Origin of the sequence: Bradyrhizobium sp. SZCCHNR1017 (assembly GCF_032381375.1) — a bacterium.
Taxonomy (GTDB): Bacteria; Pseudomonadota; Alphaproteobacteria; order Rhizobiales; family Xanthobacteraceae; genus Bradyrhizobium.
On sequence record NZ_JAUHIR010000010.1, the window covers coordinates 52,458 to 78,684 of the forward strand.

22 protein-coding genes are annotated in these 26,227 nt (G+C 65.4%); 12 read left to right on the plus strand and 10 right to left on the minus strand.

The genetic code is table 11. The features are described 5' to 3' along the window. Nucleotides 1-42 precede the first annotated feature (42 nt). From QW863_RS23445 to QW863_RS23465, 5 genes are all read right to left on the minus strand, one after another. Nucleotides 43-759, minus strand: a complete 717-nt coding sequence (locus QW863_RS23445; RefSeq protein WP_315712901.1) for an ABC transporter ATP-binding protein — start codon at nucleotides 757-759, stop codon at nucleotides 43-45. Further along, complete coding sequence (locus QW863_RS23450; RefSeq protein WP_315768765.1) at nucleotides 759-1,505, minus strand: ABC transporter ATP-binding protein; 747 nt, start codon at nucleotides 1,503-1,505, stop codon at nucleotides 759-761. Before QW863_RS23450 ends, QW863_RS23445 begins: the two co-directional genes overlap by 1 nt. Further along, nucleotides 1,502-2,539, minus strand: coding sequence for a branched-chain amino acid ABC transporter permease (locus tag QW863_RS23455; RefSeq protein WP_315768766.1), 1,038 nt, complete (start codon nucleotides 2,537-2,539; stop codon nucleotides 1,502-1,504). The genes QW863_RS23450 and QW863_RS23455 overlap by 4 nt, the downstream gene beginning before the upstream one ends. 7 nt (nucleotides 2,540-2,546) lie before the next feature. Next, nucleotides 2,547-3,416 (minus strand): branched-chain amino acid ABC transporter permease, encoded by an 870-nt coding sequence (locus QW863_RS23460; protein WP_315712905.1) that lies wholly within the window; start codon nucleotides 3,414-3,416, stop codon nucleotides 2,547-2,549. 238 nt (nucleotides 3,417-3,654) lie between these two features. After that, nucleotides 3,655-4,833 carry an ABC transporter substrate-binding protein gene (locus QW863_RS23465; RefSeq protein WP_315768767.1) on the minus strand — a complete coding sequence of 393 codons (1,179 nt, stop codon included), beginning with the start codon at nucleotides 4,831-4,833 and terminating at the stop codon, nucleotides 3,655-3,657. A gap of 344 nt (nucleotides 4,834-5,177) precedes the next feature. On the opposite strand from QW863_RS23465, the gene QW863_RS23470 reads away from it, so the two are divergent. Next, on the plus strand, nucleotides 5,178-5,417 hold the full coding sequence (locus tag QW863_RS23470) for a hypothetical protein (RefSeq protein WP_315768769.1): 240 nt from the start codon (nucleotides 5,178-5,180) through the stop codon (nucleotides 5,415-5,417). Between the two features lie 15 nt (nucleotides 5,418-5,432). Here the strand turns inward: QW863_RS23470 and purU are convergent, their stop codons facing one another. Then, the gene (gene purU / locus QW863_RS23475) at nucleotides 5,433-6,296 is read right to left on the minus strand and encodes a formyltetrahydrofolate deformylase (RefSeq protein WP_315768771.1); all 864 of its coding nucleotides are present in this window, start codon (nucleotides 6,294-6,296) and stop codon (nucleotides 5,433-5,435) included. A gap of 155 nt (nucleotides 6,297-6,451) precedes the next feature. Here purU and QW863_RS23480 point away from each other — a divergent pair, with 155 nt between their 5' ends. Continuing rightward, nucleotides 6,452-7,285: a uroporphyrinogen-III synthase gene (locus QW863_RS23480; protein ID WP_315768773.1), complete on the plus strand. Its 834-nt coding sequence runs from the start codon at nucleotides 6,452-6,454 to the stop codon at nucleotides 7,283-7,285. Nucleotides 7,286-7,343: 58 nt separating this feature from the next. Here QW863_RS23480 and QW863_RS23485 read toward each other — a convergent pair whose 3' ends face one another. From QW863_RS23485 to QW863_RS23495, 3 genes are all read right to left on the minus strand, one after another. Then, entirely contained in the window at nucleotides 7,344-8,291 is a 948-nt protein-coding gene (locus QW863_RS23485; RefSeq protein ID WP_409977956.1) for a GDP-L-fucose synthase family protein, read from the minus strand. After that, the gene (gmd, locus tag QW863_RS23490) at nucleotides 8,275-9,357 is read right to left on the minus strand and encodes a GDP-mannose 4,6-dehydratase (protein ID WP_315768775.1); all 1,083 of its coding nucleotides are present in this window, start codon (nucleotides 9,355-9,357) and stop codon (nucleotides 8,275-8,277) included. Before gmd ends, QW863_RS23485 begins: the two co-directional genes overlap by 17 nt. Before the next feature lie 131 nt (nucleotides 9,358-9,488). Next, nucleotides 9,489-10,163 (minus strand): Crp/Fnr family transcriptional regulator, encoded by a 675-nt coding sequence (locus tag QW863_RS23495; protein WP_315768777.1) that lies wholly within the window; start codon nucleotides 10,161-10,163, stop codon nucleotides 9,489-9,491. A 327-nt stretch (nucleotides 10,164-10,490) separates the two neighbouring features. Here QW863_RS23495 and QW863_RS23500 point away from each other — a divergent pair, with 327 nt between their 5' ends. From QW863_RS23500 to QW863_RS23545, 10 genes are all read left to right on the plus strand, one after another. Then, nucleotides 10,491-11,312 carry an ABC transporter ATP-binding protein gene (locus tag QW863_RS23500; protein WP_315712912.1) on the plus strand — a complete coding sequence of 274 codons (822 nt, stop codon included), beginning with the start codon at nucleotides 10,491-10,493 and terminating at the stop codon, nucleotides 11,310-11,312. Beyond that, the gene (locus QW863_RS23505) at nucleotides 11,309-13,240 is read left to right on the plus strand and encodes a long-chain fatty acid--CoA ligase (RefSeq protein ID WP_315712913.1); all 1,932 of its coding nucleotides are present in this window, start codon (nucleotides 11,309-11,311) and stop codon (nucleotides 13,238-13,240) included. Before QW863_RS23500 ends, QW863_RS23505 begins: the two co-directional genes overlap by 4 nt. Before the next feature lie 121 nt (nucleotides 13,241-13,361). Next, a complete protein-coding gene (locus tag QW863_RS23510; protein WP_315712914.1) occupies nucleotides 13,362-14,255 on the plus strand; it encodes a branched-chain amino acid ABC transporter permease in 894 nt (297 codons plus the stop codon). A 3-nt stretch (nucleotides 14,256-14,258) separates the two neighbouring features. Further along, nucleotides 14,259-15,332 carry a branched-chain amino acid ABC transporter permease gene (locus QW863_RS23515; protein ID WP_315712915.1) on the plus strand — a complete coding sequence of 358 codons (1,074 nt, stop codon included), beginning with the start codon at nucleotides 14,259-14,261 and terminating at the stop codon, nucleotides 15,330-15,332. A 58-nt stretch (nucleotides 15,333-15,390) separates the two neighbouring features. Next, nucleotides 15,391-16,677 carry an ABC transporter substrate-binding protein gene (locus QW863_RS23520; protein WP_315712916.1) on the plus strand — a complete coding sequence of 429 codons (1,287 nt, stop codon included), beginning with the start codon at nucleotides 15,391-15,393 and terminating at the stop codon, nucleotides 16,675-16,677. A gap of 166 nt (nucleotides 16,678-16,843) precedes the next feature. After that, nucleotides 16,844-17,680, plus strand: a complete 837-nt coding sequence (locus QW863_RS23525; RefSeq protein ID WP_315712917.1) for an ABC transporter ATP-binding protein — start codon at nucleotides 16,844-16,846, stop codon at nucleotides 17,678-17,680. Nucleotides 17,681-17,806: 126 nt separating this feature from the next. Next, nucleotides 17,807-19,027 (plus strand): phenylacetate--CoA ligase family protein, encoded by a 1,221-nt coding sequence (locus QW863_RS23530; RefSeq protein ID WP_315768939.1) that lies wholly within the window; start codon nucleotides 17,807-17,809, stop codon nucleotides 19,025-19,027. Nucleotides 19,028-19,164: 137 nt separating this feature from the next. Then, a complete protein-coding gene (locus QW863_RS23535; protein WP_315712918.1) occupies nucleotides 19,165-20,355 on the plus strand; it encodes a CaiB/BaiF CoA-transferase family protein in 1,191 nt (396 codons plus the stop codon). A gap of 167 nt (nucleotides 20,356-20,522) precedes the next feature. Further along, on the plus strand, nucleotides 20,523-20,684 hold the full coding sequence (locus tag QW863_RS23540; protein ID WP_315712919.1) for a hypothetical protein: 162 nt from the start codon (nucleotides 20,523-20,525) through the stop codon (nucleotides 20,682-20,684). An 896-nt stretch (nucleotides 20,685-21,580) separates the two neighbouring features. Continuing rightward, nucleotides 21,581-24,640, plus strand: coding sequence for an autotransporter domain-containing protein (locus tag QW863_RS23545; protein WP_315712920.1), 3,060 nt, complete (start codon nucleotides 21,581-21,583; stop codon nucleotides 24,638-24,640). 61 nt (nucleotides 24,641-24,701) lie between these two features. Here QW863_RS23545 and QW863_RS23550 read toward each other — a convergent pair whose 3' ends face one another. Beyond that, a complete protein-coding gene (locus QW863_RS23550; RefSeq protein WP_315712921.1) occupies nucleotides 24,702-26,222 on the minus strand; it encodes a tripartite tricarboxylate transporter permease in 1,521 nt (506 codons plus the stop codon). Nucleotides 26,223-26,227 lie beyond the last annotated feature (5 nt).

Sequence of the window (26,227 nt, forward strand, 5' to 3'; positions counted from 1 at the left end):
GGATGACGCTTCGCCCTGTAGCGTTCAAGCCCGACGATCAGGTCAATGCGCGGCCGCGCTCGCGACGCCGAGGTGCCGCTCCAATGGCGCCGGATCGGCCTTCAAGGCGCTCGACGGCGCGTCATGCACGATGGTGCCACGCTCCAGGATGACGACGCGGTCAGCCAGCGCGAGCAGCTTCTGCGCGTGCTGCTCGACGATCACGGAGCACAGGCCGCCGGCGCGGCTGATGGTGCCGATCGCGGCCAGCAGCTCCTCGACGATGATCGGCGCGAGGCCCTCGGTCGGCTCGTCGAGCAGCAGCACCTTGGGATTCAGGGTGAGCGCGCGGCCGATCGCCAGCATCTGCTGCTCGCCGCCGGAGAGCTGATTGCCGAAATTGTTGCGTCGCTCCTTGAGCCGCGGAAACATCTGGTAGACGCGCTCGATCGTCCAGGGTCCCGGCTGCGCCACCGCCGTCATGTTCTCCTCCACCGTGAGCGAGCGGAAGATGTTGCGCTCCTGCGGCACCCAGCCGATGCCGGCGCGGGCGCGCTGGTCGGCGCGAAGAGCCGTGATGTCGGTGCCGGCGAGCGCGAGCTTGCCGGAGAAGCGGCGGGTGACGCCGACGATGGAGTTGATCAACGTGGTCTTGCCAGTGCCATTGCGGCCGAGCAGCGCCAGCACCTGGCCCTCGGGCAGCTTGAGCGACATGTTCGGCAGCACGACCGCCTGGCCGTAGCCGGCGCGAAGATTTTCAATCGCGAGCAGATCGGTCATCACGCAGCCTCGCCGAGATAGACCGCCTTGACCTGCGGATCACGCGCGACCTCGTCGGGCGTGCCTTCGACCAGCAGAGCGCCGGAGACCAGGACCGAGATGCGGTCGGCGAAGGAGAAGACGAGGTCCATGTCGTGCTCGATCAGCAGCACCGTGACGTCGCGCGGCAGCGCGGCGACGGCGGCGAGGATGTCCTTGCGCTCGCCCTCGGGCACGCCGGCGGCGGGCTCGTCGAGCAGCAGCACGCGGGGCTTGGCGGCGATCGCGACCGCGATCTCCAGCAGGCGCTGCTTGCCATAGGGCAAGGTCGAGGTGCGGTCGTTCATCACGTCGAGCAGCCGGAAGCGCTCGAGCGTCTCGGCGATCTCGGCATTGATGTCGTCGCGCGTGCCCATGCGCCGCCACCAATTGCCGCCGCCGCCGAGCCGCTCGGAGACCGCAAGCCCGATGGTCTCCAACGGCGTCAGGTCGGGATACAGCTGGTTGATCTGGAAGGTGCGCGACAGGCCGCGCAGCACGCGCTTGTGCACCGGCAGATCGGTGATGTCCTGGCCTTCGAGCAGGATGCGGCCCGCGCTCGGCTCCAGCACGCCGGTGAGCTGATTGATGACCGTGGTCTTGCCGGCGCCGTTCGGACCGATCAGCGCGTGGCGCGCGCCGGGCGCGATCTGCAGCGACAGGTCGCGGGTGACGTGAAGGCCGCCGAAATGCTTGTCGAGGCCGCGGGTTTCCAATGCGTAGGTCATGGCGCCTCGTTATCGGTGAGGGCCACCGCGGCCTTGCGGCCGGCGATCTGGCGCAGGACGAGGTTGGGCAGCCACAGCGCATAGGCGTGGATGCGGTGGCGGCCGACCAGCACGATGACGACCAGCACGAGGCCGATCCAGAACATCCAGTACTGCGGCGTGATCCACTGGAACAGTTCCTGCAACATCCGGAACACGGCGGCGCCGATCAGCCCGCCATAGAGATAGCCGGAGCCGCCGATGACCAGCATCAGCACCAGATCGGCCGAGCGCTCGAACGCGAACACGTCCAGCGAGGCGAGCGCCGTGGTCTGGGTGAACAGCGCCCCCGCAATGCCGGCATAGAACGCCGCGACGGTGTAGATCGCGATCAGGCGTTTGTTGACGGGAATGCCGACAGCGGCCGCGCGCAACGGATTGTTCTTGATCGCGCGCAGCGACAGGCCGAACGGCGAGTGTACGATGGTCCGCGCCAGCAGGAACAGCACGAACAGCACCGCAAGCGAATAGAAGAAGCCGGTCCTGCCGAACATGTCGAAGGCGAACACGCCGAAGATCGGCTGGATGTCGATGCCCTGGAGACCGTCGGTACCGCCGGTGATGTTGGAGAAGCGCTCCGCCAGCGCCTCCATCAAAAGCGCGATGCCGAGCGTCACCATCAGCCGCGTCAGGTCGACGCCGCGGATGACCAGGAAGCTGGTGGCGAAGCCAAGCACGGTGGCGGCGAGGCCGGCCACGATCAGCGCCAGCACCGGCTCGTTGATGATGCCGTGCACCGAGAGCAGGCCCGCGCAATAGGCCCCGACGCCGAAGAAGGCGGCGTGGCCGAGCGAGACGATGCCGGCATAGCCGAGGATCAGGTCGAGCGAGAGCGCGAACAGCGCCAGCCGCAGGATCTCGGTCATGATCAGGTAGCGCGAGGGAAACGCGAGGCCAACCGCCAGCACGACGATCCAGAAGGCGAACTCGCTCCAGTGCCAGCGGCCGTGCTGCCTGGCGTGAAATCCGACCTCGGTTTGTGCATTCGTCGTCATGCGATCCTCACCGCGTCGCCGTGCGACCGAACAGGCCGTTCGGGCGCCAGATCAGGATCACGATCATGATGGTGTAGATGACGAAGGGGCCGAGCTTCGGCACGTAGTATTTGCCGGCGACGTCGCCGATGCCGAGCAGCAGCGAGGCCAGGAACGGCCCGGTGATCGAGGACGAGCCGCCCACGGTGACCACGATCAGGAAGTAGATCATGAACTTCAGCGGGAAGTACGGATCGAGGCCGAGGATCTCGGCGCTGAGCGCGCCGCCCAGGCCAGCGAGCCCGCAGCCGAACGCGAAGGTGAAGGCGAACACCTGCGGCACGTTGATGCCGAGGCCGCTCGCTGCGCGGGGATCATCGACGGCGGCGCGCAGTCGGCTGCCGAACCGAGTCTTGGAGAGCACCAGCTGCAGCCCCACCGTGAGCAGCCCGCAGATCACGATGATCATCAGCCGATAGCGGCCGATGCCAACGCCGAAGACGTCGAACTGGCCCTGCAGCACGTCGGGCAGATTGATGAAGATTCGCGAGGAGCCCATGATGTAGTCGACCGCGGCCACCGTCATGAAGACGAGCCCGATCGAGAACAGCACCTGGTCGAGATGGCTGCGCGCATAGAGATGCTGATAGAGCGTCCGCTCCAGCAGCGCGCCGATCATGGCGCTCGCGACAAAGGCCAGCGGCAGCGCCGCGAAGAACGGCCATCCCATCCGGTTGACGAGCACGGCGCAGACATAGCCGCCGGCCATGGCGAAGGCGCCATGGGCGAGGTTGACGAAGTTCATCAGGCCGAGCGTCACGGCGAGCCCGCAGGCCAGCACGAACAGCAGCATGCCGTAGGCGACGCCGTCGAACAGGTTGGTGAGGATGGCGGTCATGGAGTCTAGTTTCAGTCCCCGGTCATCCCTTCATCGAAGGGCATGCATACAACGCTTGCTCGGTCTGCGCCTCTCCCGCTTGCGGGGGAGGCCGGATCGCATCGGAACGATGTGATCCGGGTGGGGGAAATCTCTCCACATGACGCGTGTGCCGTGGGGTGCCCCCTCCCCAGCCCTCCCCCGCGGGCGGGGGAGGGAGCGCACGGTCCTTGCGCGTCCCTCGATGACGCCTATCGCGTCACTTCTTGGCCTTGCCCGGATCCTTGACGGCGTCGAAGGTCTGGAATTCGACGTTGTAGAGCTCGCCGTCGACCTTCTCGACCTTGCGGATGTAGACGTTCTGAACGATGTCGCGCGTCTCCGGATCGATCGAGATGGGACCGCGCGGGCTCTCCCACGCCATGCCCTTCATCGCAGCAATCAGGGAATCGCCGTCGGTCTTGCCACCGGTCTTCTTCAGCGCCTCGTAGATCAGATGGATGCCGTCGTAGCCGCCGACCGCCATGAAGCCTGGACGGCTGTTGAACGCCTTCTTGTAGGCCGCGACGAACTCCTTGTTCTTCGCCGACGGATGCGCCGCCGAATAGATGTGCGCAGTGACGGCGCCGAGCACGGCGTCACCCATGTCGTTGAGCAGGTCGTCGTCGGTGACGTCACCCGGTCCGATCACCTTGATGCCGCTCTTGTCGAGGCCGCGCTCGGCATATTGTTTCATGAAGTTGCCGCCCTGGCCGGCCGGCACGAACACGAACATGGCGTCCGGCTTGGCGTCCTTCATGCGCTGCAGGAAGGGAGCGAAGTCGGGGTTCGCCAGCGGAACCTTGATTTCCTCGACGATCTCGCCACCGCCAGCGGTGAAATGCTCCTTGAACGAGGCCAGCGCGTCGTTGCCGGGCGCGTAGTCCGAGGTCAGCGTGGCGACCTTCTTGATGCCGTTCTTGACCGCCCAGTCGCCGATGATGGTGGAGGACTGCGGCAGCGTGAAGCTGGTACGGACGATGTAGGGCGACTTCTCGGTGATGATGGAGGTGCCGGCCGCCATGACGACTTCCGGGATCTTGCCCTGGGTGGCGAGCGGCGCGGCGGCGAAGGCCGCCGGCGTCACGCCAAAGCCGGCGATCACGTTGACCTTGTCGTTGACGATCAGTTCCTGCGCCAGACGCTTGGTATTGTCGGGCAGCGCCGCGTCGTCCTTGAGGATGACCTGGATCTTCTTGCCGGCGACGGTGTCGCCGTTCTGCTGCATGTAGAGCTTGATGGCATTGTCGATCTGCTTGCCGGTCGACGCCTGGCCGCCGGTCATCGGCACGATCAGGCCGATCTTGAACACGTCTTCGGCCCGCGCCGCACCCGACGCGAGCGCAGCCGCGGCAAGAGCCGCACTGGCGAGCGTCAGTGTCTTGCTTCGCACGAACATTGAAACTACCTCCCTGGTCGGATCAGGACCGCAGCCCCCGGCCATTGTTGTCTTAACCGTGCGATCTCGTTCACGATATCGCGGGCGCATCGCTGCGGACTCGGGACCCCGTTGTCAATGGCGATCATGGGAGGCTTCGTGAACGGTAGGTTTCCGCAACGGACCACCAATCCGTGATTGGTATATTAATACCCAAATCATCGAACGGCCAAATTTTGCCAATTGATGGCAAGTCGTTAGGGTCCAGGCCGCGGGTCGCCCGCAGCACGAAAGGTCACCCATCAATGCCGGCCAGACACCCCCACCGGACCAGACTGTTTCCGGCCGCGATGATGCTTCTCGCCATGGCCGGGCCGATCCTTTCCGGCTGCTCGTCGATCAATGAGAAGGTCGGCGCGGGGATGGGCGATCTGATGCCGCAATGGGCCGGCGGTCTGCCGGCCGACGCGCCACCCCGGCCGGGCACCGCCGAATACGACCGGTTCATGCAGGAGCGCGAGCGGCAGCGGCAGATGCCGGCCGCCGAACGCGACAAGGAGACGCAGTCCAATGCCAACGCGCAGGCGACCGTCCCCGGCCGCTGACAAGCGGTGACGACATCAATCCATGAAGACGACGGTCTTGCGGCCGTTGAGGATGACACGGTCCTCCAGGTGATAGCGGATCGCCCGTGCCAACACGCGCCGCTCGATGTCGCGGCCCTTGCGCACGAGATCGTCCGGGGTGTCGCGATGGCTGATGCGCTCGACGTCCTGGTCGATGATCGGGCCCTCGTCGAGATCGCGGGTGACGTAATGGGCGGTCGCACCGATCAGCTTGACGCCGCGCTCATAGGCCTGGTGGTAGGGTTTGGCGCCCTTGAAGCCTGGCAGGAACGAATGATGGATGTTGATGCAGCGGCCCGACAGGCTGGCGGACATCTCGTCAGACAGGATCTGCATGTAGCGCGCCAGCACGACGAGATCGGTCCTGGTCTCCTCGACCAGCTTCAGGATCGCCTGCTCCTGGTCGCGCTTGGTGTCCCTGGTGACGGGCATGTGGTGGAACGGAATGTCGCCGAAATCGAGCCCGGCATAGGTCTCACGCGGATGATTCGACACGATCGCGGTCGGAATCATCGCCAGGTCGCGGGTGCGCCAGCGATAGAGGATGTCGACCAGGCAATGGTCGAACTTCGACACCAGCAGCATCACCCGGCGCTGCCCGGCGCGGTCGCGCATCTGCCAGTCCATCGCAAAGCGCTCGGCGATCGCGGCGAAGCCGGTCTGCAGCGCCGGCAGGTTGACGGCGAGATCGGCGGCCGTGAACACCACCCGCATGAAGAAGTGACCCGTCTCGAAGTCGCCGAACTGCTGGGCATCGAGAATGTTCTGGCCATTGTGGGCGAGGAAGGTCGAAACGGCCGAGACGATGCCGGGACGATCCGGGCAGGACAGGGTCAGGACATATTGGTGGTCGGACATGGCGATGACGTACCGGGCGGATGATATGAGGGGAATGATGCGGCAGGCTTGGCGCCCGTTCGGGCCCTGCTCTACCACCCTCCGCGCCCTTGCGCCAACGCTCGGCGCGGGGGCAGGATGAACAAAACATCAACTCTCATACTTCGAGCATCGCCATGGCTGACAGGCTGACCGGCAACCGCATCCTGATCCTGGAAACCCGCGAGGAGGCGCAGTTCTCGCGGCTGCTCGCCGAGCAAGGCGCCGACGTGCTGCAATGTCCGATGTTCACGATCCAGGATGCGCCGGACCCCGCGCCGATCGAGGCCTGGATCCGCCGCTGCATCGAGCGGCCGTTGGATGATCTCGTGCTGATGACCGGCGAGGGTCTCAGGCGGCTGATGACCGTGGTGCGCCGGATCGGCGTCGAGGCCGAGTTCATCGCCGCGCTCGGCAAGGCCCGGAAGTTCACCCGCGGCCCCAAGCCAGGGCGTGCCTTGCGCGAGCTCGGCTTGGAGGCGCAGGTCACCACGGAGAAGCCGACCTCGGAAGGTGTTGCCGAACTACTGGCAAGCTACGACCTCAAGGGCCATCGGCTCGGCCTGCAGCTCTATCCCGACAAAGATCATTCCGCGCTGATCGGTGCAATCAAGGCTGGTGGCGCCGAGGTCGATCCGGTGCTGCCCTATGTCTATGACGCCAAGGCGGCGGATGCGAACATCCTCATCGCGATCGACGAGATGATCGCCGGCCATGTCGATGCGATCGCGCTGACGAGTTCGGGCCAGCCGCGGCGGCTGTTCGACGTCGCCAAGGCGCACGGCGTGGAGGATCGACTGCGGCAGGGCTTGGCGCGTACGCCGATCGCCTCGGTTGGGCCCGTGGTCACGGAGGAGCTGGCTGCGCATGGGCTGGCGCCGTCGATCACGCCAGCGGGCGAGGCCTATTTCATGAAGCCGCTGATCTCGGCGATGGCGACCGCGCTGGGCGCGAAGGCGCAGCGGGTTTGATCGCGCTCCTGGAGAGCCGTCATTGCTTCGGCGCTTCGCGCCTCGCAATGACGGAGAACTAACCCTGCCCTGTCTCGCGCAGGAACGCCTGATAGGCCCGCGCGATGCCGTCCTCCAGCGTCGTCGTCGCGCGCCAGCCGAGCGCGGCGAGGCGCGACACGTCGAGCAGCTTGCGCGGCGTGCCGTCTGGCCGCGAGGTGTCGAAGCTGATCCGTCCCTGATAGCCGACCGTCGCCGCGACCACACGGGCGAAATCGGCAATCGTGATGTCCTCGCCGGTGCCGATGTTGACCAGCCCGGCGTCGGAATAGGTCTTCATCAGGTGCACGCAGGCATCCGCCATGTCGTCGACATAGAGGAATTCGCGCCGCGGCGTTCCCGTGCCCCAGACGACCACCTCGGGCGCATCGGCGAGCCTGGCCTCGTGGAAACGGCGGATCAGCGCCGCGACCACGTGGCTGTATTCAGGATGGTAGTTGTCACCGGGACCATAGAGATTGGTCGGCATCACGTTGATGAAGTCGGCGCCGTACTGGCTGCGATAGGCCTCGACCATCTTGATGCCGGCGATCTTGGCGATCGCATAAGGCTCGTTGGTCGGCTCCAGCGGCCCGGTCAGCATGGCGTCCTCGCGCAGTGGCTGCGCGGCAAGCTTCGGATAGATGCAGGAGGAACCGAGAAACATCAGCTTCTCGGCGCCGTTCACATGCGCGGCGTGGATGACATTGGCAGCAATGGCAATGTTGTCGTAGATGAACTCGGCGCGCAGCGTGTTGTTGGCGACGATGCCGCCGACCTTCGCCGCAGCGAGGAACACGACCTGCGGCCTGGCGCGCGCGAACCATGCGAACACCGCCGCCTGGTCGCGCAGATCGACCTCGCTACGCGGCACCGTCAGCAACTCGACGCCTTCGCTCGCCAACCGCCGCACCAGCGCGCTGCCGACCATCCCGCGATGGCCGGCGACGAAGACACGCTTGCCGCGGAGATCAAACGGCGTGGCCACTGCTCGCCTCCCGCCGCGCGGCGCACAGATCGCTGGCGACCATCTCCTTGACCAGTTGAGCGAAGCTCGTCCTTGGTTTCCATCCGAGCTTGTCGCGCGCCTTGCTGCAATCGCCGATCAAGAGGTCGACCTCGGTCGGGCGGAAATAGGTCGGGTCGATCCGCACCACCGCCTTGCCGGATTTGGCGTCGATCCCGGTCTCCTCGACCCCCTCGCCGCGCCATTCGATGCGGCGACCGACCTCGGCGAAGGCGAGCTCGACCAGTTCGCGCACCGAATGGGTCTCACCGGTCGCCAGCACGAAATCGTCGGGCGTATCGGCCTGCAGGATGCGATGCATGCCCTCGACATAGTCGCGCGCATGGCCCCAGTCGCGCTTGGCCTCGAGATTGCCGAGATAGATCGTCTCCTCCAGGCCGGTTTCGATGCGGGCGACGCCGCGGGTGATCTTGCGGGTCACGAAGGTCTCGCCACGGATCGGGCTCTCGTGGTTGAACAGGATGCCGTTGCAGGCGAACATCCCGTAGGCCTCGCGATAGTTCACCGTGATCCAGTAGCCGTAGAGCTTGGCGCAGCCATAGGGCGAGCGCGGATAGAACGGCGTGGTCTCCCGTTGCGGGATCTCCTGGACCAGGCCGTACAGCTCCGAGGTCGAGGCCTGGTAGAACCGCGTCTGCTTCTCCATTCCGAGAATGCGAATGGCTTCCAACAAGCGCAGAACCCCGAGCGCGTCGGCATTGGCGGTGTATTCCGGACTCTCGAAGCTGACGCCGACGTGGCTCTGGGCGGCGAGATTGTAGATCTCGTCGGGGCGGATCTGCTGCACCAGCCGGATCAGGTTGGTGGAATCGGTCATGTCGCCGTAGTGCAGCAGGAACGGCACGTTGCCTTCGTGCGGATCCTGGTAGAGATGGTCGATCCGCGCGGTATTGAAGGACGATGACCGCCGCTTGATCCCGTGCACCGTGTAGCCGAGACCGAGCAGATATTCGGCCAGATACGCGCCGTCCTGGCCCGTGACGCCCGTGATCAGCGCCACGCGGCCGCTGCAGTCCTTCCCCGCCATGCTCACTCCAACACCGTCTCGGCCCTTCAAGGCCGGAGTTCCCGGTGAGCAGTCCACAGCCGAGGCCGCGGGTCAAGCTCAACGACGAACCAGCGCCGGATAGACCCTGAAGGGCCTGCGAAAAGCGGAATCTAATCCCCGTAACAGCGCAGGCGGTCGAGATCGATGACCGTCACTCCGCCATATTCCACGCGCAGCAAGCCTTCGCGCTCCAGCGTCTTCAGGCATTGGTTTGCATTCTGCCGCGACAGGCCCGAGAGCGCTCCGATCTCCTCCTGGGTGATCTCCAGGTGACGGGTCGTATTCGGGTAGAGGATCGGGTTGAACAGCGAAGCGATGCTGCGGGCGAGCCGCGCCGTCGCATCCAGCGTGCGGCCGACCTCGACCAGGCCGATGAACTGGCCGAGCCGCTCGTTGAGCTGGGTGACGAGGAATCGGTTGAAGCCGACGCTGTTCTCGAACAGCCACATGAAGGTCGGCCGCTCCATCAGCGCGACGCGCGTATCGCGCAGCGCCACGACGTCATAGCGGCGCGGCTCGTTCTTCAGCACGCTGCCCTCGCCGAACCAGGCGCCCGCCGACATGCCGGCGAATGTCGTCGCCTTGCCGCCGCGCGACACCGTGCTCATCCGCGCGAGACCGGTGACGATCCCGGTCCAGTAGTCGAATTGGTCGCCGCGAAGGAAGATGTGCTCGTTGGCCGCAAACGACCGCTCGACGATGCCGGCCGCAGCCGTGTCGATTTCCTCGGGCTTCAGATGGCGAGACCAGGGCGCGATGCGCAGAAGGGTATCGGGAGAGATCAAGCCGGCATCTCGTCTCGTCGAAGCTCGCGGCGACCATATTGCATCGCAACAATCCTGCAGTGAATTTTGCCTGGGAATTGTCAGGCGCAAGACAATTCCTGATAGCGCTTTCCCCTATCGAGGACCACCGTCTTCGACTCGCGCCTCTGGACACGGACGAGGCGCATCGAGATGCGGCAAAATGCGCCCGCCCGGGCGGCCCGTCATTCGTCGGATGGCGCGGAACCGATGCCCGGGATAGGATTGCACCAATGCGACGAACTCAACGTCGCACGACACGATGCCTGAAGAGCGCACCAAGCGCCGAAGACAGTTCGGGAGGACGACTTGGACTATACGTTGGAAGCGCGCGGAGTGTCGCTGCGTTTCGGTGGGGTGCGAGCCCTGACCGACGTCAGCTTCGGCGTGCGCGAGGGCGAGTTGTTCTCGATCATCGGCCCCAACGGCGCCGGCAAGACCTCGATCGTCAACTGCATCTCCGGCCGCTACAAGCCGACCGAAGGCCGCCTGTTCCATCGCGGCCGCGACATCACCGGCCTGCCGCCGAGCGCGCGCGCCAACATCGGCATCGGCCGCACCTTCCAGAACCTCGCGCTGTTCCACCACATGAGCGTGCTCGACAACATCATGGTCGGGCGCCATCACCTGCTGAAGAACAATTTCCTCACCGGCTCTCTGTATTGGCTCACCGGCGCGCGGCGCGAGGAGCTGAAGCATCGCGAGAAGGTCGAGCAGATCATCGACTTCCTCGACCTGCAGTCGGTGCGCAAGGCGCCCGCCGGCACCCTCTCCTACGGTTTGCGCAAGCGCGTCGAACTGGCGCGCGCCATGGCGCTGGAGCCGCATCTGATCCTCCTCGACGAGCCGATGGCCGGCATGAACTTCGAGGAAAAGGAGGACATGGCGCGCTACATCGTCGACCTCAATGAGGAATTCGGCATGACGGTCGTGATGATCGAACACGACATGGGCGTGGTCATGGACATCTCCCATCGCGTCATGGTGCTCGATTTCGGCCGCAAGATTGCCGAGGGCGACCCGGCCGCCGTGCTCGCCGATCCTCACGTCAAGCGTGCCTATCTCGGCGAGGAGGACGAACTGCTGGTCGATCCCGACGAGGCGCCGTCCATCGCGGAGGACGCGGCATGATGGACTATGCGGGTCGCGTCAAGCAGGCCGACACCTATCCGAAGCTGCTACGGCTGAACGCGAAAGAGCACGGGACGGAGATCGCGCTGCGCGAGAAGAATCTCGGGCTGTGGCGCACCTTCACCTGGGCCAACTACCAGGCGCGCGTGCGCGATTTCGCGCTCGGCATGGTGGAGCTCGGCCTCGGCAAGGACGACGTGATCGGCATCATCGGCGACAACCGGCCGGACTGGGTTGCCGCGGAGGTCGCGACGCATGCGATCCGGGCCATGAGCCTCGGGCTCTATCGGGACGTGCTCGACGACGAGGCCGCCTACCTGCTCAATTACGGCGAGGCACGACTGGTGTTCGCTGAGGATGAGGAGCAGGTCGACAAGCTGCTCAACCTCGCCGAGCGCGTGCCGGCGCTCAAGCACATCGTCTATTCCGATCCGCGCGGCATGCGCAAATATGACGATCCCAGGCTGCTGCCGGCGGACAAGCTCGCCGAGCTCGGCCGCAACCGGGCGGCGCGCGAGCCCGATCTCTACGACCGCATGGTCGATGCAACCGTCGGCGACGACGTCGCCATCCTCTGCACCACCTCGGGCACGACCTCGCATCCAAAGCTCGCGATGCTTTCGGCCGCGCGCGTGCTCAAGCATTGCGCCACCTATCTCGCCTTCGACCCCAAGGGACCGCAGGACGAATACGTCTCGGTGCTGCCGCTGCCCTGGATCATGGAACAGGTCTATGTGCTCGGCAAAGGTCTGCTCTGCCGGATGAAGGTCAACTTCGTCGAAGAACCCGATACGATGATGAACGACTTCCGCGAGATCGCGCCGACCTTCGTGCTGTTTGCACCGAGGGTGTGGGAGCAGATCGCGGCCGACGTCCGTGCCGCCGTCATGGACGCCTCGCCGCTGAAGCAGCGGCTCTATCATCTGGGCATGTCGACCGGCCTTGCCGCGCTGGAGAGGGGCCAGCATTCGAGCCTTGCCGACATGCTGCTGTTCCGTGCGCTGCGCGACCGGCTCGGCTTCACCCGGTTGCGCTCGGCCGCCACCGGCGGCGCCGCGCTCGGGCCCGACACGTTCAAGTTCTTCCGCGCCATGGGCGTGCCCTTGCGCACGCTCTACGGCCAGACCGAGCTGCTCGGGGCCTACACGCTGCACCCGGCCGACAAGGTCGATCCGGACACGACGGGCGTGCCGATGGCTGAGGACATCGAGATCAAGATCGACCAGCCCGACAGCCAGGGGATCGGCGAGATCCTGGTACGCCATCCGAACATGTTCCTGGGCTACTACAAGGCCCCGGAAGCCTCGGCCGCCGACGTCAAGGACGGTTGGATGCATTCGGGCGACGCCGGCTATTTCAACGAGGCGAAGCAGCTCGTCGTCATCGACCGCATCAAGGACCTCGCCGAGACCGCGCGCGGCGAACGCTTCTCGCCGCAATATATCGAGAACAAGCTGAAGTTCTCACCGTATATTGCCGAGGCCGTCGTGCTCGGCGCCGGCCGCGAGCATCTCGCCGCGATGATCTGCATCCGCTACTCGATCATCTCGAAATGGGCGGAGAAGAACCGCATCGCGTTCACCACCTACTCCGATCTCGCCTCGCGCAACGAGGTCTACGCGCTGTTGCAGAAGGAGGTCGAGACCGTCAACGCCCACCTGCCGCCGGCGCAGCGCATCGCCCGCTTCCTCCTGCTCTACAAGGAGCTCGACGCCGACGACGGTGAGCTGACACGTACGCGCAAGGTGCGTCGCAGCGTCATCAACGAGAAGTACGCCGATATCATCGACGGCATCTATGGCGGCAAGCCTGCCATCCCCGTCGATACCGTCATCCGCTTCCAGGACGGCACCACCCAGCGCATCCGCACGACGCTGAAGGTGGTGGATCTGGGTGGACATGGCGCCATGGCGGAGGCCGCGGAGTGATGCGCCTTCTGCCACATGAGGTCGTCATGCGCGGGCTTGACCCGCGCATCCATCCTCTTCCGAAAACCTCCTTCGCGATGGATCGCCGGGTCAAGCCCGGCGATGACGAGTGAGAACGATCATGAACACCGCCTTCCTCATCCAGCTCCTCGTCAATGGCCTCGTCGTCGGAACGCTCTATGGCGTGGTCGCGATGTCGTTCGTGCTGATCTACAAGGCGACCCAGGTCGTCAATTTCGCGCAAGGCGAGCTGCTGCTGATCGGCGCCTGGGTGTGCTGGGCATTGCTGACGAAATATCAGGTGCCGTTCTGGGTCGGCATGCCGCTGACGCTGGTCTTCATGTTCGCGTTCGGCATCGCGATCCAGGTCGTGATCCTCCGTCCGATGATCGGGGAGCCGATCATCTCCGTCATCATGGTCACGATCGGCCTTTCGACCGTGTTCCAGGCGGCGCTGAAATGGATGTTCGGCGTCAACCCGCAGCCGTTCCCGCCAGTGTTCGCCAGCACGTCCGTCGACCTCTTCGGACTTCAAATCCAGACGGTCTACGTCATGAGCCTCGTGGTATCGATCCTGATGATGCTCGGCATGGCGTGGTTCTTCAAGGCCTCCAAATATGGCCTGGCGATGCGGGCGACCGCCTTCAACCAGCAGGTCGCGCAATCGCTCGGCATCTCCGTCAAGAACGTGTTCGCGATGGCCTGGGCCATCTCGGCAACGGTCTCGGCCGTGGCAGGTGTTGTCGTCGCCGTGGTCAACGGCGTCTCCTCCGGCCTGTCGGCCTACGGCATCAAGGTTTTTCCGGCGGCGATCCTCGGCGGCCTCGACTCGGTCGGTGGCGCCGTGCTCGGCGGCATCATCATCGGCCTCCTCGAGAACATCGCGCAATATGTCGACAGCCAGTATCTGCACTGGGGCAATCTGTACGAGATCGCGCCGTTCTACGTGCTGATCATCATCCTGATGATCAAGCCCTACGGCCTGTTCGGCACCAAAGACATCGAGCGGATCTGAATCATGGTTGCGCGCTCCACGATACCCGCCGGCGACTTCCGCACCTCCTACGCGGCCGACACCACGATCTTCCCGACCAGAACCAGCCGCAATTTCGCGATCGCCGGCGTGATCCTCCTGTGCTTCGCGCCGCAGGTGTTCTCCGAATACTGGCTGTCGGTCTCGATCCAGATCGGCATCTTCGCCATCGCCGCCCTAGGCCTCAACATCCTGGTCGGCTTCACCGGCCAGATCTCGATCGGACAGGCCGGCTTCTTCCTGCTCGGCGCCTTCACCTCGGCCTATATCAACAACACCTACGCGATCCCGGTGTTCTTCGCGATCCCGCTCGCCGGGGTGATCACAGCACTCGTCGGGCTGATTTTCGGACTTCCGGCGGCGCGGCTGAAGGGTCTCTATCTCGTCATCGCCACCCTCGCCGCGCAATACATCCTGCTCGACTTCTTCTCCCGCGCCGAGTGGTTCTCCGGCGGCTCGGTGCCGGCCTCCGCCAATCCGTTCTCGATCTTCGGCTATACGCTGCGCGGCGACCGGCAATATTTCTACGTCGTGCTGGCCTATGTCGTGGTGTGCTACCTCCTGGTCACCAACCTGATGCGCACCCGCGACGGCCGCGCGCTGATCGCAATCCGCGACCACTATCTCTCGGCCGAGATCATGGGCATCAACCTGACGAAGTACCGGACGCTGTCGTTCGGCCTCGCCGCGTTCTTCGCCGGCATTGCCGGCGCGCTCTACGCGCACTACCAGCTGGTGATCTCGCAGGAAGGCTTTGGCATCGAGCGCTCGATCCTGTTTCTCGCCATGATCATCATCGGCGGCACCGGTTCGATCATGGGCACCCTGATGGGGACAGCATTCGTCGTTCTGCTGCCGGAATCGATGGAATGGCTGAGCCACCACCTCAAGGGCGGCGCGATCGACAAGGCGCTCGCGCTCAACAACAACATCACTTTTTTGCGCGAGATTGCGATCGGCCTGATCATCATCGCCTTCCTGATGTTCGAGCCCGACGGGCTGGCGCATCGCTGGCGCCAGATCAAGACATACTGGAAGCTCTATCCGTTCTCACATTGAACTCAACCAACAGGGACCGGCGACAATCCGGCCCGAACGCATCACAGGAGGAAGCACTATGACGATGAAATCATTGCTCGGCTCGGCGGCGCTGGCGCTGCTCGCAGGCGCCTTCGCCTCAACGGCGCAGGCGCAGCAGATCGCAATCGGACATCTGCAGGATCTCTCGGGCGGCACGTCCGACGTCGGCACGCCCTATGGCCAGGCCGTGATGGACACCTTCGCCTGGGTCAACAAGAACGGCGGCATCGGCGGCAAGCAGCTCGCGGTCGACAGCAACGACTACGGCTACCAGGTGCCGCGCGCGATCGCGCTGTACAAGAAGTGGTCGGCCCCGGACAACAAGGTCGCGGCGATCATGGGCTGGGGCACCGCGGACACCGAGGCGCTGACCGGCTTCCTCGCCAACGACAAGATCCCTGACATGTCCGGCTCCTACGCCGCCGCGCTGACCGACCCTGAAGGCACCAGCGGCAAGGCCAAGGCCGCGCCGTACAACTTCTTCTACGGCCCAAGCTACTCGGACGCACTGCGCGCCGAGCTGACCTGGGCGGCCGAGGACTGGAAGGCCAAGGGCAAGCCCGGCAAGCCGAAATTCGTGCACATGGGCGCCAACCATCCCTATCCCAACGCGCCGAAGGCCGCGGGCGAAGCGCTCGCCACCGAGCTCGGCTTCGAGGTGCTGCCGCCGCTGGTGTTCGCGCTGGCGCCCGGCGACTACAGCGCGCAGTGCCTGAGCCTGAAGAGCTCCGGCGCCAACTACGCCTATCTGGGCAACACCGCGGCCTCCAACATCTCGGTGATGAAGGCCTGCAAGAATGCCGGCGTCGACGTCCAATTCCTGTCCAACGTCTGGGGCATGGACGAGAACGCCGCCAAGACCGCGGGCGATGCCGCCGACGGCGTCGTCTTTCCGCTGCGCACCTCGGTGGCCTGGGGCGGCGATGCGCCGGGCATGAAGACGGTGCAGGAGATCTCCAAGATGTCCGACCCGACCGGCAAGGTCTATCGACCGGTGCACTATGTCGCCGCGGTCTGCTCGTCGCTCTACATGAAGGAGGCGATCGAGTGGGCTGCGAAGAACGGCGGCGCCACCGGCGAGAACGTCGCCAAGGGCTTCTACCAGAAGAAGGACTGGGTGCCCGCAGGGATGGAAGGCGTCTGCAGCCCCTCGACCTGGACCGACAAGGATCACCGCGGCACGATGAAGGTCGACCTCTATCGCGCCAAGGTGACCGGCCCGACCGATGGCGACCTCAACGATCTCATGGCCAAGGGCACGATCAAGCTCGAGAAGGTCAAGACCATCGAGCTGCCGCGCAAGGCGGAATGGGCGGGTTGGTAAGTTGCCAGGTGGCCGCTGATTCAACTCAGCAGCCGCTCCGCACGCCATCGTCATCCCCCGCGAAAGCGGGGGATCCAGTACGCCGCGGCTTCTCCACCGAGCATCGGCGGCTCTGGAATACTGGGCCCCCCGCCTACCGCGGGGGACGACAGTGAGGTGAACGGATATGGTTGAGACCCTCGATAAGCCCAATGCAAATGCGACCGCGAGCGCAGCCCCCCTGCTCTCCGTCCGCAACATCGAGGTCGTCTATGACGACGTCATCCTGGTGCTGCGCGGCCTCAGCCTCGACGTGCCCAAGGGCGCGATCGTTGCGCTGCTCGGCGCCAACGGCGCCGGCAAGTCGACGACGCTGAAGGCGATCTCCGGCCTGTTGAAGACCGAGGACGGCGAGGTCACGCGCGGCGAGATCATGTTCGACGGCACGCGCATCGACGGCATCGATCCGGAGAAGATCGTCCGCCGCGGCATCTTCCAGGTCATGGAGGGCCGCCGCATCGTCTCCGACATGACGTCGCTGGAGAACCTCAAGCTCGGGGCGTTCACGCGATCCGATCGCGAGGTCAACAGTGACATCGAGATGGTGTTCAACTATTTCCCGCGGCTGAAGGAACGCACCGGCCTTGCGGGTTATCTTTCCGGCGGCGAACAGCAGATGCTGGCGATCGGACGGGCGCTGATGGCGCGGCCGAAGATGATCCTGATGGATGAGCCGTCGATGGGCCTGTCGCCGCTACTGGTGAAGGAAGTGTTCGCGATCATCAAGGAGATCAACAGGGATCTCGGCGTCACCATCCTGCTGGTCGAGCAGAACGCGCGCGCGGCGCTGTCGGTGGCCAGCCACGGCTACATCATGGAACAGGGAAAGGTGGTGCTCGACGGCACCGCCGACAGCTTGCGCGACAACGAGGACGTCAAGGAATTCTACCTCGGCGGCGCCGGCGACCAGCGCAAGAGCTTCAAGAACCTGAAGAGCTTCAAGCGGCGGAAGCGGTGGCTGTAGCCGAACTCTCTCCTCGTTATGGCCGGGCTTGACCCGGCCATCCACGCACGAGCCGCAACGATGAACGACGTGGATGCCCGGGACAAGCCCGGGCATGACGACCGCAAGATTCAAGGACTGGGTACGATGACCCACTACGATGCCCTCGAAACCCGTGATCCCGCAGCCCGCGAGCAGGATCTGTTCGGCCGCCTGCCCGACGTGCTGCACGCGGCGATGAAGGCGCCGGCCTATGCCGCGCTGCTGCAGGGCATCGATCCCCAGGACATCACGACGCGCGCTGCGCTCGCGCAACTGCCGGTGCTGCGCAAATCCGAGCTGCCTGCCCTGCACAAGGCGGCCCCGCCATTCGGCGGCTTCGTCGCGCAGGCGCCCGGCGCGTTCTCGCGTCTGTTCACGTCGCCCGGGCCGATCTTCGAACCGGAGGCGGCGCACAGCGATCCCTGGCGCGGCGCCCGCGCCCTGTTCGCCTCGGGCTTCCGCAGCGGCGATATCGTACTCAATACCTTCAGCTATCACCTCACGCCCGGCGGCTTCATCTTCGACGCCTCGGCGCGTGCGCTCGGCTGCGCGGTGATCCCGGCTGGCCCGGGCAACACCGAGGCGCAGTTCGAGCTGATCGAGGCCTATCGCCCGATCGGCTACAGCGGCACGCCCGACTTCCTGAAGATCCTGCTCGACAGCGCCGCCTGCGCCGGCCGCGACGTGTCCTCGCTCAAGCGCGCGCTGGTGTCGGGCGCGGCGTTCCCGCCGTCGCTGCAGGCCGAAATCAAGGCGCGCGGCGTCGATGCCTATCAGGCGTTCGGCACCGCCGATCTCGGCATCGTCGCCTATGAGACCGCAGCGCGCGACGGCATGGTCGTCAACGAGGACCTGATCTTGGAGATCGTCCGCCCCGGCACCGGCGATCCGGTGGCGCCAAGCGATGTCGGCGAGATCGTCGTCACCTCGCTCGATCCCCACCATCCCTGGATTCGCCTTGCCCTCGGCGACCTCACCGCCACCCTGCCCGGCACCAGCGCCTGCGGCCGCACCAACATGCGCATCAAGGGCTGGATGGGCCGCGCCGACCAGACGACCAAGATCAAGGGCATGTTCGTGCGCCCCGAGCAGGTCGCCGAGATCGGCAAGCGCCACCCGGAGCTCGGCCGCCTCCGCCTGGTCGTCACCCGCGCCGACGAGACCGATGCGATGACGCTGAAGGCGGAATGCGCCTCGCCATCAGATGGCCTGCAGGACGCGCTCGCCGCCAGCCTGCGCAACATCACCAAGCTCGGCGGCAGCATCGAGCTGATCGCACCAGGCACGCTGCCCAACGACGGCAAGGTGATCGCCGACGAGCGGTGAATTCCTCGTGTTGTTCCCGTAGCAGGAAGCCCTGCGCCAGCGGCATGAGCGGGGCGGCCCGCACCGCCCGCACGCAATTGTCGCCTCCCGCGCGCTCTCCTATACAGCCATGTCACGTTCTCTCGGAGTTCGTCCGCATGGCCTTTCCGCGCGCGTCCAAAGCCCTGTCCCGCTTCACTGTCCTCGATTTGACGCGGGTGCGCGCCGGCCCGACCTGCGCACGGCAGTTCGCCGATTGGGGCGCCAACGTCATCAAGATCGACGCCATGATGGAGGATGGTGGCGAGGCCCTGGGCGGCCCGCGCCGCGGTTCCGACTTCCAGAACCTGCATCGCAACAAGCGCGCGATGACGCTCAACTTGAAAGACCCAAAGGGCGTCGAGGTGTTCATGCGGCTGGCCAAGCGGGCCGATGTCGTCATCGAGAACTATCGCCCTGATGTGAAGACCAAGCTCGGCATCGACTACGAGGCCGTGCGCAACGTCAATCCGCGCATCGTCTATGGCAGCATCTCCGGTTTCGGCCAGGACGGCCCCTATGCGAAGCGGCCGGGCTTCGATCAGATCGCGCAGGGCATGGGCGGGCTGATGTCGATCACCGGCGCGCCTGGCGAGGGCCCGATGCGCGCGGGCATCCCGATCGCCGATCTCTCCGCAGGCCTGTCCTGCGCGATGGGCATCCTCACCGCGCTGCTCGAGCGCGAGGTCTCCGGTGAGGGCCAGTGGGTGCAGACGTCGTTGTTGCAGGCGCAGATCTTCATGCTCGACTTCCAGGCCGCACGCTGGCTGATGGAGAAGGAGGTCGCCCCTCAAGCCGGCAACAACCATCCGACCAGCATTCCGACCGGCGTGTTCAAGACTTCCGACGGCTACATCAACATCGCCGCCACGGGGGGACGGATCTGGGAGCGGCTGTGCCAGACGCTCGGCGCGCCCGAATGGATCGACAATCCGGACTACGCGACCGCGCCGGCGCGCTCCAAGAACCGCGATGCGCTCAACGCCGAGATCAATGCGCGCACGCTGGCGAAGACGAGCGAGCAATGGGTCGCCGAGCTCAATGCCGCCGGCGTGCCCTGCGGGCCGATCTACGCGATCGATCAGATGTTCGAGGACCCGCAGGTGAAGCATCTCGGCATGGCGCAGCAGGTCGCCAGCGACGACGGCCGCGACATCACGCTGGTGGCGCAGCCCTTCACCTTGTCGCGCACGCCGAGCCGGATGACGGCACGGCCGCCCGAGTTCGGCGAGCAGACTGAGGAGATCCTCTCCGAGTTCGGCTTCACCGATGGCGAGATCGCCGATCTCCGGCTGCACCGCGTCGTGTGAGCAGGTGCAATATGACCAAGCTGCGGCATCCCGCCGCTGTGGCCCAGATGTCACCACGTTGGAACTTCGACCTGGGCGGGATTGAGGCCAGAGGGAGACCGCGTTAATCTCTTCGCATCAGTTGATCGCGGACCCCTTCGGCCCGCGCGTGTGAGGAGTAGCCTTCCATGAGCGCGACGGAATTGAACGAGTTTCTGACGGCGATGGACATGGTGCGCGACGTCAACGCGGCCGCTCTGAATCACGTCGGCGTTCTGCCGTTCGACGAAACGATGCTCGACAACGAGTCCGACTGGTACCACATGCCGGTTGCGGAGAAGGCCCACTGAGGCTGACTCGCCTCGGGTCCGCGCGCCCGCTGACCTGCATCATCTTTGCTCGAAGCCTTCGTTCCGAAAGCCGGACGGAGGCTTTTTCTTTTCGAGGGCGACGGGATGAGCTGCGAACTCTGATCCACCGAACGCAAAAAAAAGCCCGACGCACGCGCCGGGCAAGGTGATCGTCTCGGGAGGAAACATCAGGGCGCGATGACCAGAGATCAGGCACCGCGCGTGAGCAGAACGATATCTGCCCATGAATGGAGCCTATCACCGCTCTGCCTAAAATGCTGTCATCGCAAAGACACAACCTCTGGAGAAGCACCGGACGGCTTCGAACATCGGTACGATTGTTTTGGTGTTCCCAGCCAAGTCCTATCCACCACAATCCGCGAACCAATTACGGCATGGTCCCAATCAGAGACTCGCAACTGATGCCGATGGTCGTGGGAGCCTCAGCGTGTGGCCTGTTCACCCGCCGCGTTTGGTCTGCTCGGTCCGCGAGGCTGACGCGCAGGGAGAATCTGGGCAATTCAGGTGCTCGTCGCGGTCTATCCGCAGCGTTTGAGGCAGGATCGCTGATGCCACAGCCCATGCTGCACAAGCCCGCCGCATGCGCGCCATTCGGTTGCGGAACGACCACGCACAACCGGAGGCGGAGGCTGGTTCGTATCGAATGTTGCACGACGGTCACAGGCAGCGACGAACTTAGGCCGTCTCGAAATCCACCCAAAAAATCACAGTACCCGCCGAGACGATCTTGGCTGCGATATGCCGTCTGGCACGATTGGAGGCGCCTGACGGCGCCTGCACGACATGGATTCAATCGCGAAGATGCAAAGGCTGACGTGCTGATCGCAAACCGATCCGGTCCCCATACGGTCTCGCGCTCGAGGCGGTTGTGCTGGTTGTCAGCGGCCGCGCTGGTCACCCCGGTGCTTGCGGCGGCGCCAGCCGTTGCGCAGGCCACCAGAGGCGGCGCCGGCGGCAGCAGCCAGGACACCTTCGCCAATGGCGGTGCCAGCTCGGCCACGGCCGTTGGAAATGTCGGCGCCAATGCACCTATTCCTACCCGAGGCGGCGGCGGTGGCGGCGCCGGCACACTCGGCGGGGCCGGCGGCAGCGATTCGACCGGTGCCGCACCGGGTGGCAGCGGCGGGATCGGTCCGGGCGCCAACGGACTAAGCGGTCAAAGCGGCTTCTCGATTCACAGCGGAGGCGGAGGTGGCGGTGGCGCACATGGCGCCGTCGTAACCACGGACACGAGCAACTCCGCAGCGCTGTCCGGCGGCAATGGTGGACGTGGCGGCGCCACCACCGGGGATTTCGGCGGTGGCGGCGGCGGCGCCGGCGGATACGGGGTGGTCGTCGATGGCAACGGGCTCACCTACAGCAATGGCAGCAGCATCACGGGAGGCAAGGGCGGCAATGGCGGCGCGGCTGCCTCGCTAAATGTCGTCGTGAATGGCTGGGGCGGCAATGGCGGCCAGGGCGGTTACGGTATCTTTCTGACGGGAAGCAGCGTCGTGCTGAACAACGCCGGCACCATCAAAGGCGGTGGCGGCGGAAATGGTGGTGACGCGCCATCCAGCACCCAACCGAATGCGAGTGGCGACGGTGGTAGTGGTGCCGCCGGCGTCGCCTTCGCCGCGGGCGGCACGCTGATCAACTCCGGCACCATCACCGGCGGCGACGCAGGCGTGGCCGGCGCGACGGATACCAGTCACTCCGGCACGGCTGGAACGGCCGGTGCGGGCGTCATCGGCGCCAATCTCGCGATCATCAACAGCGGCACGATCTCGCGCGGTAACGGCTTCGGATTGTTCGCAGCCCCCGCCGCCATCAGCTTCACCGGCGGCAGCAACGTGCTGGAGATCTGGGCGAGCTCGATCATCAATGGCAACGTCGTCGGCACCGGCACCGATACGTTCCGGCTCGGTGGCGCCGCGAACGGCAGCTTCGACGTTTCCACGATCGGCGCGACCGCACAATTCCAGGGCTTCTCGAGTTTCGTGAAGACGGGCACCGCGACCTGGACGCTGACCGGCACGACGACCGCGGTTACGCCGTGGAGCATCAACCAGGGCGCGCTCGCGGTGTCATCAGATGCCAATCTCGGCGATGCTTCCGGCAGCGTGTCGTTCGGTGGCGGCACGCTGCAATATCTCGCCGGCTTCAGCTCCAGCCGGACCGTGACCCTCAATGCCGGCGGCGGCACGTTCGATACCAACGGCAACAACGCGACACTCAGCGGGACGATTTCGGGCACGGGGGGGCTCACCAAGGTCGGCGTAGGCATCCTGACCTTGTCAGGCACCAGCAGCTACACCGGGGCGACGACCATCGACGGCGGCGTGCTCGACGTCGAAGGTGCGATCACGAACACCTCTGGGGTGACCGTGAATGCCGGCGGCACCCTGACGGGTGCGGGTCTCGTCGATCCGCCGATGACGGTCGGCATCAATGCCGGCGGCACGCTGGCGCCGGGCAATGGCACCGCCGGCTCGTCGATGACCATCGTCGGCAATCTCGCCTTCCAGTCCGGTGCGTACTATCTGGTGCAGCTCGATCCGACCACGGCCTCATTCGCGAGCGTCACCGGAACGGCCACCCTCGGCGGCGCCACCGTCAACGCCGTGTTCGGCACCGGCGGCGGTTATATCGACAAGCGCTACACCATCCTGACCACGAGCGGCGGCATCTCGGGCGGCTTCGGATCGGTGGTGAAGACCAACCTGCCCTCCGGCTTCAAGACCAGCCTGAGCTACGACGCCAACAACGTCTATCTCGATCTGATCCTCGCCTTCGCCGTGCCCGGCGGACTCAACGGCAATCAGAAGACGGTCGGCGATACGCTGTCGGCGTTCTTCGATCGCACCGGCGATATTCCCGTCGTGTTCGGCAAGTTGAACCAGGCGGGCCTCACGCAAGCGTCCGGCGAGAGCGCCACCGGCGTGCAACAGACCACGTTCAACGCCATGAGCCAGTTCGCCAGCCTGCTGACCGATCCCTTCGCACAAGGTCAAGCCAGCGGCGGGGGCGCGATCAGCTATGCTGACACATCCCGCAAGCGCACCGATGCTTTCGCGATGCTGACTGACGACAGGCCGGCCGAGTTTGCGCAGCGCTGGAATGTCTGGGCGGCGGGCTTCGGCGGCTCGCAAACGACCAGCGGCAATGCAGTCGTCGGCTCCAACGATACCACCAGCCGCATCGCCGGCACCGCCGTCGGCGCCGACTACCGGATCGCACCGCGCACGATTGCGGGCTTCGCGCTCGGCGGCGGCGGCACCAGCTTCAGCGTCAACGGCCTCGGCTCCGGCCGCTCCGATCTGTTCCAGGCCGGCGCCTATCTGCATCATCATATCGGCCCGAGCTATCTGAGAGCGGCCCTGGCCTATGGCTGGCAGGACGTCACCGCGGATCGCACCGTCACCATCTCCGGTGTCGACCGGCTGCGCGCGACCTATCAAGCCAATGCCTGGATCGGCCGCATCGAGGGCGGCACGCGCTTCGTCGCTCCCATAGGCGGCATCGGCCTGACGCCTTACGCGGCTGCGCAGGTGACGAGCCTGCGCCTACCGGCCTATGTGGAGCAGGCCATCTCCGGCACGTCGACCTTCGCACTGAGCTACACCGGCAAGACCGTCACCGACACACGCACCGAATTCGGCCTACGCACCGACAAGTCCTACGCGCTGGCAGACGGCGCGCTCACCTTGCGCGGCCGCCTCGCCTGGGCGCACGACTTCAATCCCGATCGTTCGGTCGCGGCGACGTTCCAGACGCTGCAGGGCGCAAGCTTCGTCGTCAACGGCGCCGCGCAGGCGCGCGACTCCGCGCTGACGACGACCTCGGTCGAGATGAGCTGGCAGAACGGCTGGAGCGCCGTGGCGACGTTCGAAGGCGAGTTCTCGAGCGTCACCCGTTCCTATGCCGGCAAGGGCAGCGTGCGCTACTCGTGGTAGGAGCGGCGTAGCCGATCGAGCGCAGGCGTCCAGCTGGCAGGGGTGATCAGCGACAACCGTACTAAGCCTCGGCCTTCGCGGCCGGCGCTCCCGACTTGCTGAAGGTCGCGATCACACGATCGATCAGCGGCCAGAACAGCAGCACGATCGCCAGCGTCGTGATGGTGCCCACCAGCCCGTTCGCCCAGAACACCTTCATGTTGCCGCCGGAGATGATCATCGACTGCCGGAACGCGTCCTCGGCACGGCTGCCGAGCACCAGCGCCAAGGTGAACGGCGCCAGCGGGATCTTGATCTTCTTGAAGACATAGCCGACGACGCCGAAGCCGAGCATCAGCCAGACGTCGAACATCGCGTTCTGGATCGCGTAGGCGCCGATGGCGCAGGACACCACGATCATCGGCGCCACGGCCGCGAACGGCACGCGCAGGATCGAGGCGAAGATCGGCACGGTGGAAAGCACGAGCACGAGGCCGACGACATTGCCGAGATACATCGAGGCGATCAGGCCCCAGACGAAGTCCTTGTGCTCCACGAACAGCAGCGGGCCGGGATTGAGGCCCCACACCATCAGGCCGCCGAGCAGGATCGCCGCGGTGCCCGAGCCGGGGATGCCGAGCGCCAGCATCGGCAACAGCGCCGCCGTGCCTGAGGCATGCGCTGCGGTCTCAGGCGCGAACACGCCCTCAATGCGTCCCTTGCCAAAACTGTCCGGATTCTTGGAGAATCGCTTGGCGAGGTTGTAGCCCATGAAGGAGGCCGCGATCGCGCCGCCCGGCGTGATGCCGAGCCAGCAGCCGATCACCGAGGAACGCAGCAGGGTCATCCAGTATTTCGGCAGGTCCTTCCAGACGGCGAGCACCGTGCGCAAGGAGATCGCGGCGGCGTGACCGCGCAGCGCCAGGCGTTCCTCCATCGTCAGCAGGATCTCGCTGATGCCGAACAGGCCGATGACCGCGACCAGGAAGTTGATGCCGCGCAACAGATCGGTCGAGCCGAAGGTCATCCGCAACTGACCGGACACGGTGTCCATGCCGACGCCGGCAAGCAGCAGACCGAGCGCCATCGCAATGACCGTCTTGTGCTTGTCCTCGCGTCCCAAGCCCACGAATGAGCAGAAGGTCAGGAGATACACGGCGAAGAATTCAGGCGGACCGAACTTCAACGCAAACGACGAGATCCAGGGCGCCAGGAAGGTGATCAGCATCACCGCGACCAGCGAGCCGATGAACGACGAGGTGAAGGCGGCCGTCAGCGCCTCCGCCGCCTTGCCCTGCTGCGCCATCGGATAGCCGTCGAAAGTGGTCGCCACCGACCACGCCTCGCCGGGAATGTTGAACAGGATCGAGGTGATGGCGCCGCCGAACAGCGCGCCCCAGTAGATGCAGGACAGCATCACGATGGCCGAGGTCGGGTCCATCGAGAAGGTCAGCGGCAGCAGGATGGCGACGCCGTTGGGCCCCCCCAGCCCTGGCAGCACGCCGACGAAGACGCCGAGCACGAGCCCAACCATCATCAGCAGCAGCGTCTTCCAGGTCAGGAGGACCGCGAACCCGTGCAGCAGCAGACCCAAGGCTTCCATGATTT

Bases quoted from the DNA above. Each gene is read 5' to 3' on its own strand.
- QW863_RS23465 (WP_315768767.1), bottom strand. From the start codon at position 4,833: ATGTTCGTGCGAAGCAAGACACTGACGCTCGCCAGTGCGGCTCTTGCC.
- QW863_RS23445 (WP_315712901.1), bottom strand. From the start codon at position 759: ATGACCGATCTGCTCGCGATTGAAAATCTTCGCGCCGGCTACGGCCAG.
- purU (WP_315768771.1), bottom strand. From the start codon at position 6,296: ATGTCCGACCACCAATATGTCCTGACCCTGTCCTGCCCGGATCGTCCC.
- QW863_RS23550 (WP_315712921.1), bottom strand. From the start codon at position 26,222: ATGGAAGCCTTGGGTCTGCTGCTGCACGGGTTCGCGGTCCTCCTGACC.
- QW863_RS23455 (WP_315768766.1), bottom strand. From the start codon at position 2,539: ATGACGACGAATGCACAAACCGAGGTCGGATTTCACGCCAGGCAGCAC.
- QW863_RS23530 (WP_315768939.1), top strand. From the start codon at position 17,807: ATGACCCACTACGATGCCCTCGAAACCCGTGATCCCGCAGCCCGCGAG.
- QW863_RS23450 (WP_315768765.1), bottom strand. From the start codon at position 1,505: ATGACCTACGCATTGGAAACCCGCGGCCTCGACAAGCATTTCGGCGGC.
- QW863_RS23460 (WP_315712905.1), bottom strand. From the start codon at position 3,416: ATGACCGCCATCCTCACCAACCTGTTCGACGGCGTCGCCTACGGCATG.
- QW863_RS23525 (WP_315712917.1), top strand. From the start codon at position 16,844: ATGGTTGAGACCCTCGATAAGCCCAATGCAAATGCGACCGCGAGCGCA.
- gmd (WP_315768775.1), bottom strand. From the start codon at position 9,357: ATGGCGGGGAAGGACTGCAGCGGCCGCGTGGCGCTGATCACGGGCGTC.
- QW863_RS23480 (WP_315768773.1), top strand. From the start codon at position 6,452: ATGGCTGACAGGCTGACCGGCAACCGCATCCTGATCCTGGAAACCCGC.
- QW863_RS23540 (WP_315712919.1), top strand. From the start codon at position 20,523: ATGAGCGCGACGGAATTGAACGAGTTTCTGACGGCGATGGACATGGTG.
- QW863_RS23515 (WP_315712915.1), top strand. From the start codon at position 14,259: ATGGTTGCGCGCTCCACGATACCCGCCGGCGACTTCCGCACCTCCTAC.
- QW863_RS23535 (WP_315712918.1), top strand. From the start codon at position 19,165: ATGGCCTTTCCGCGCGCGTCCAAAGCCCTGTCCCGCTTCACTGTCCTC.
- QW863_RS23520 (WP_315712916.1), top strand. From the start codon at position 15,391: ATGACGATGAAATCATTGCTCGGCTCGGCGGCGCTGGCGCTGCTCGCA.
- QW863_RS23510 (WP_315712914.1), top strand. From the start codon at position 13,362: ATGAACACCGCCTTCCTCATCCAGCTCCTCGTCAATGGCCTCGTCGTC.
- QW863_RS23470 (WP_315768769.1), top strand. From the start codon at position 5,178: ATGGCCGGGCCGATCCTTTCCGGCTGCTCGTCGATCAATGAGAAGGTC.
- QW863_RS23505 (WP_315712913.1), top strand. From the start codon at position 11,309: ATGATGGACTATGCGGGTCGCGTCAAGCAGGCCGACACCTATCCGAAG.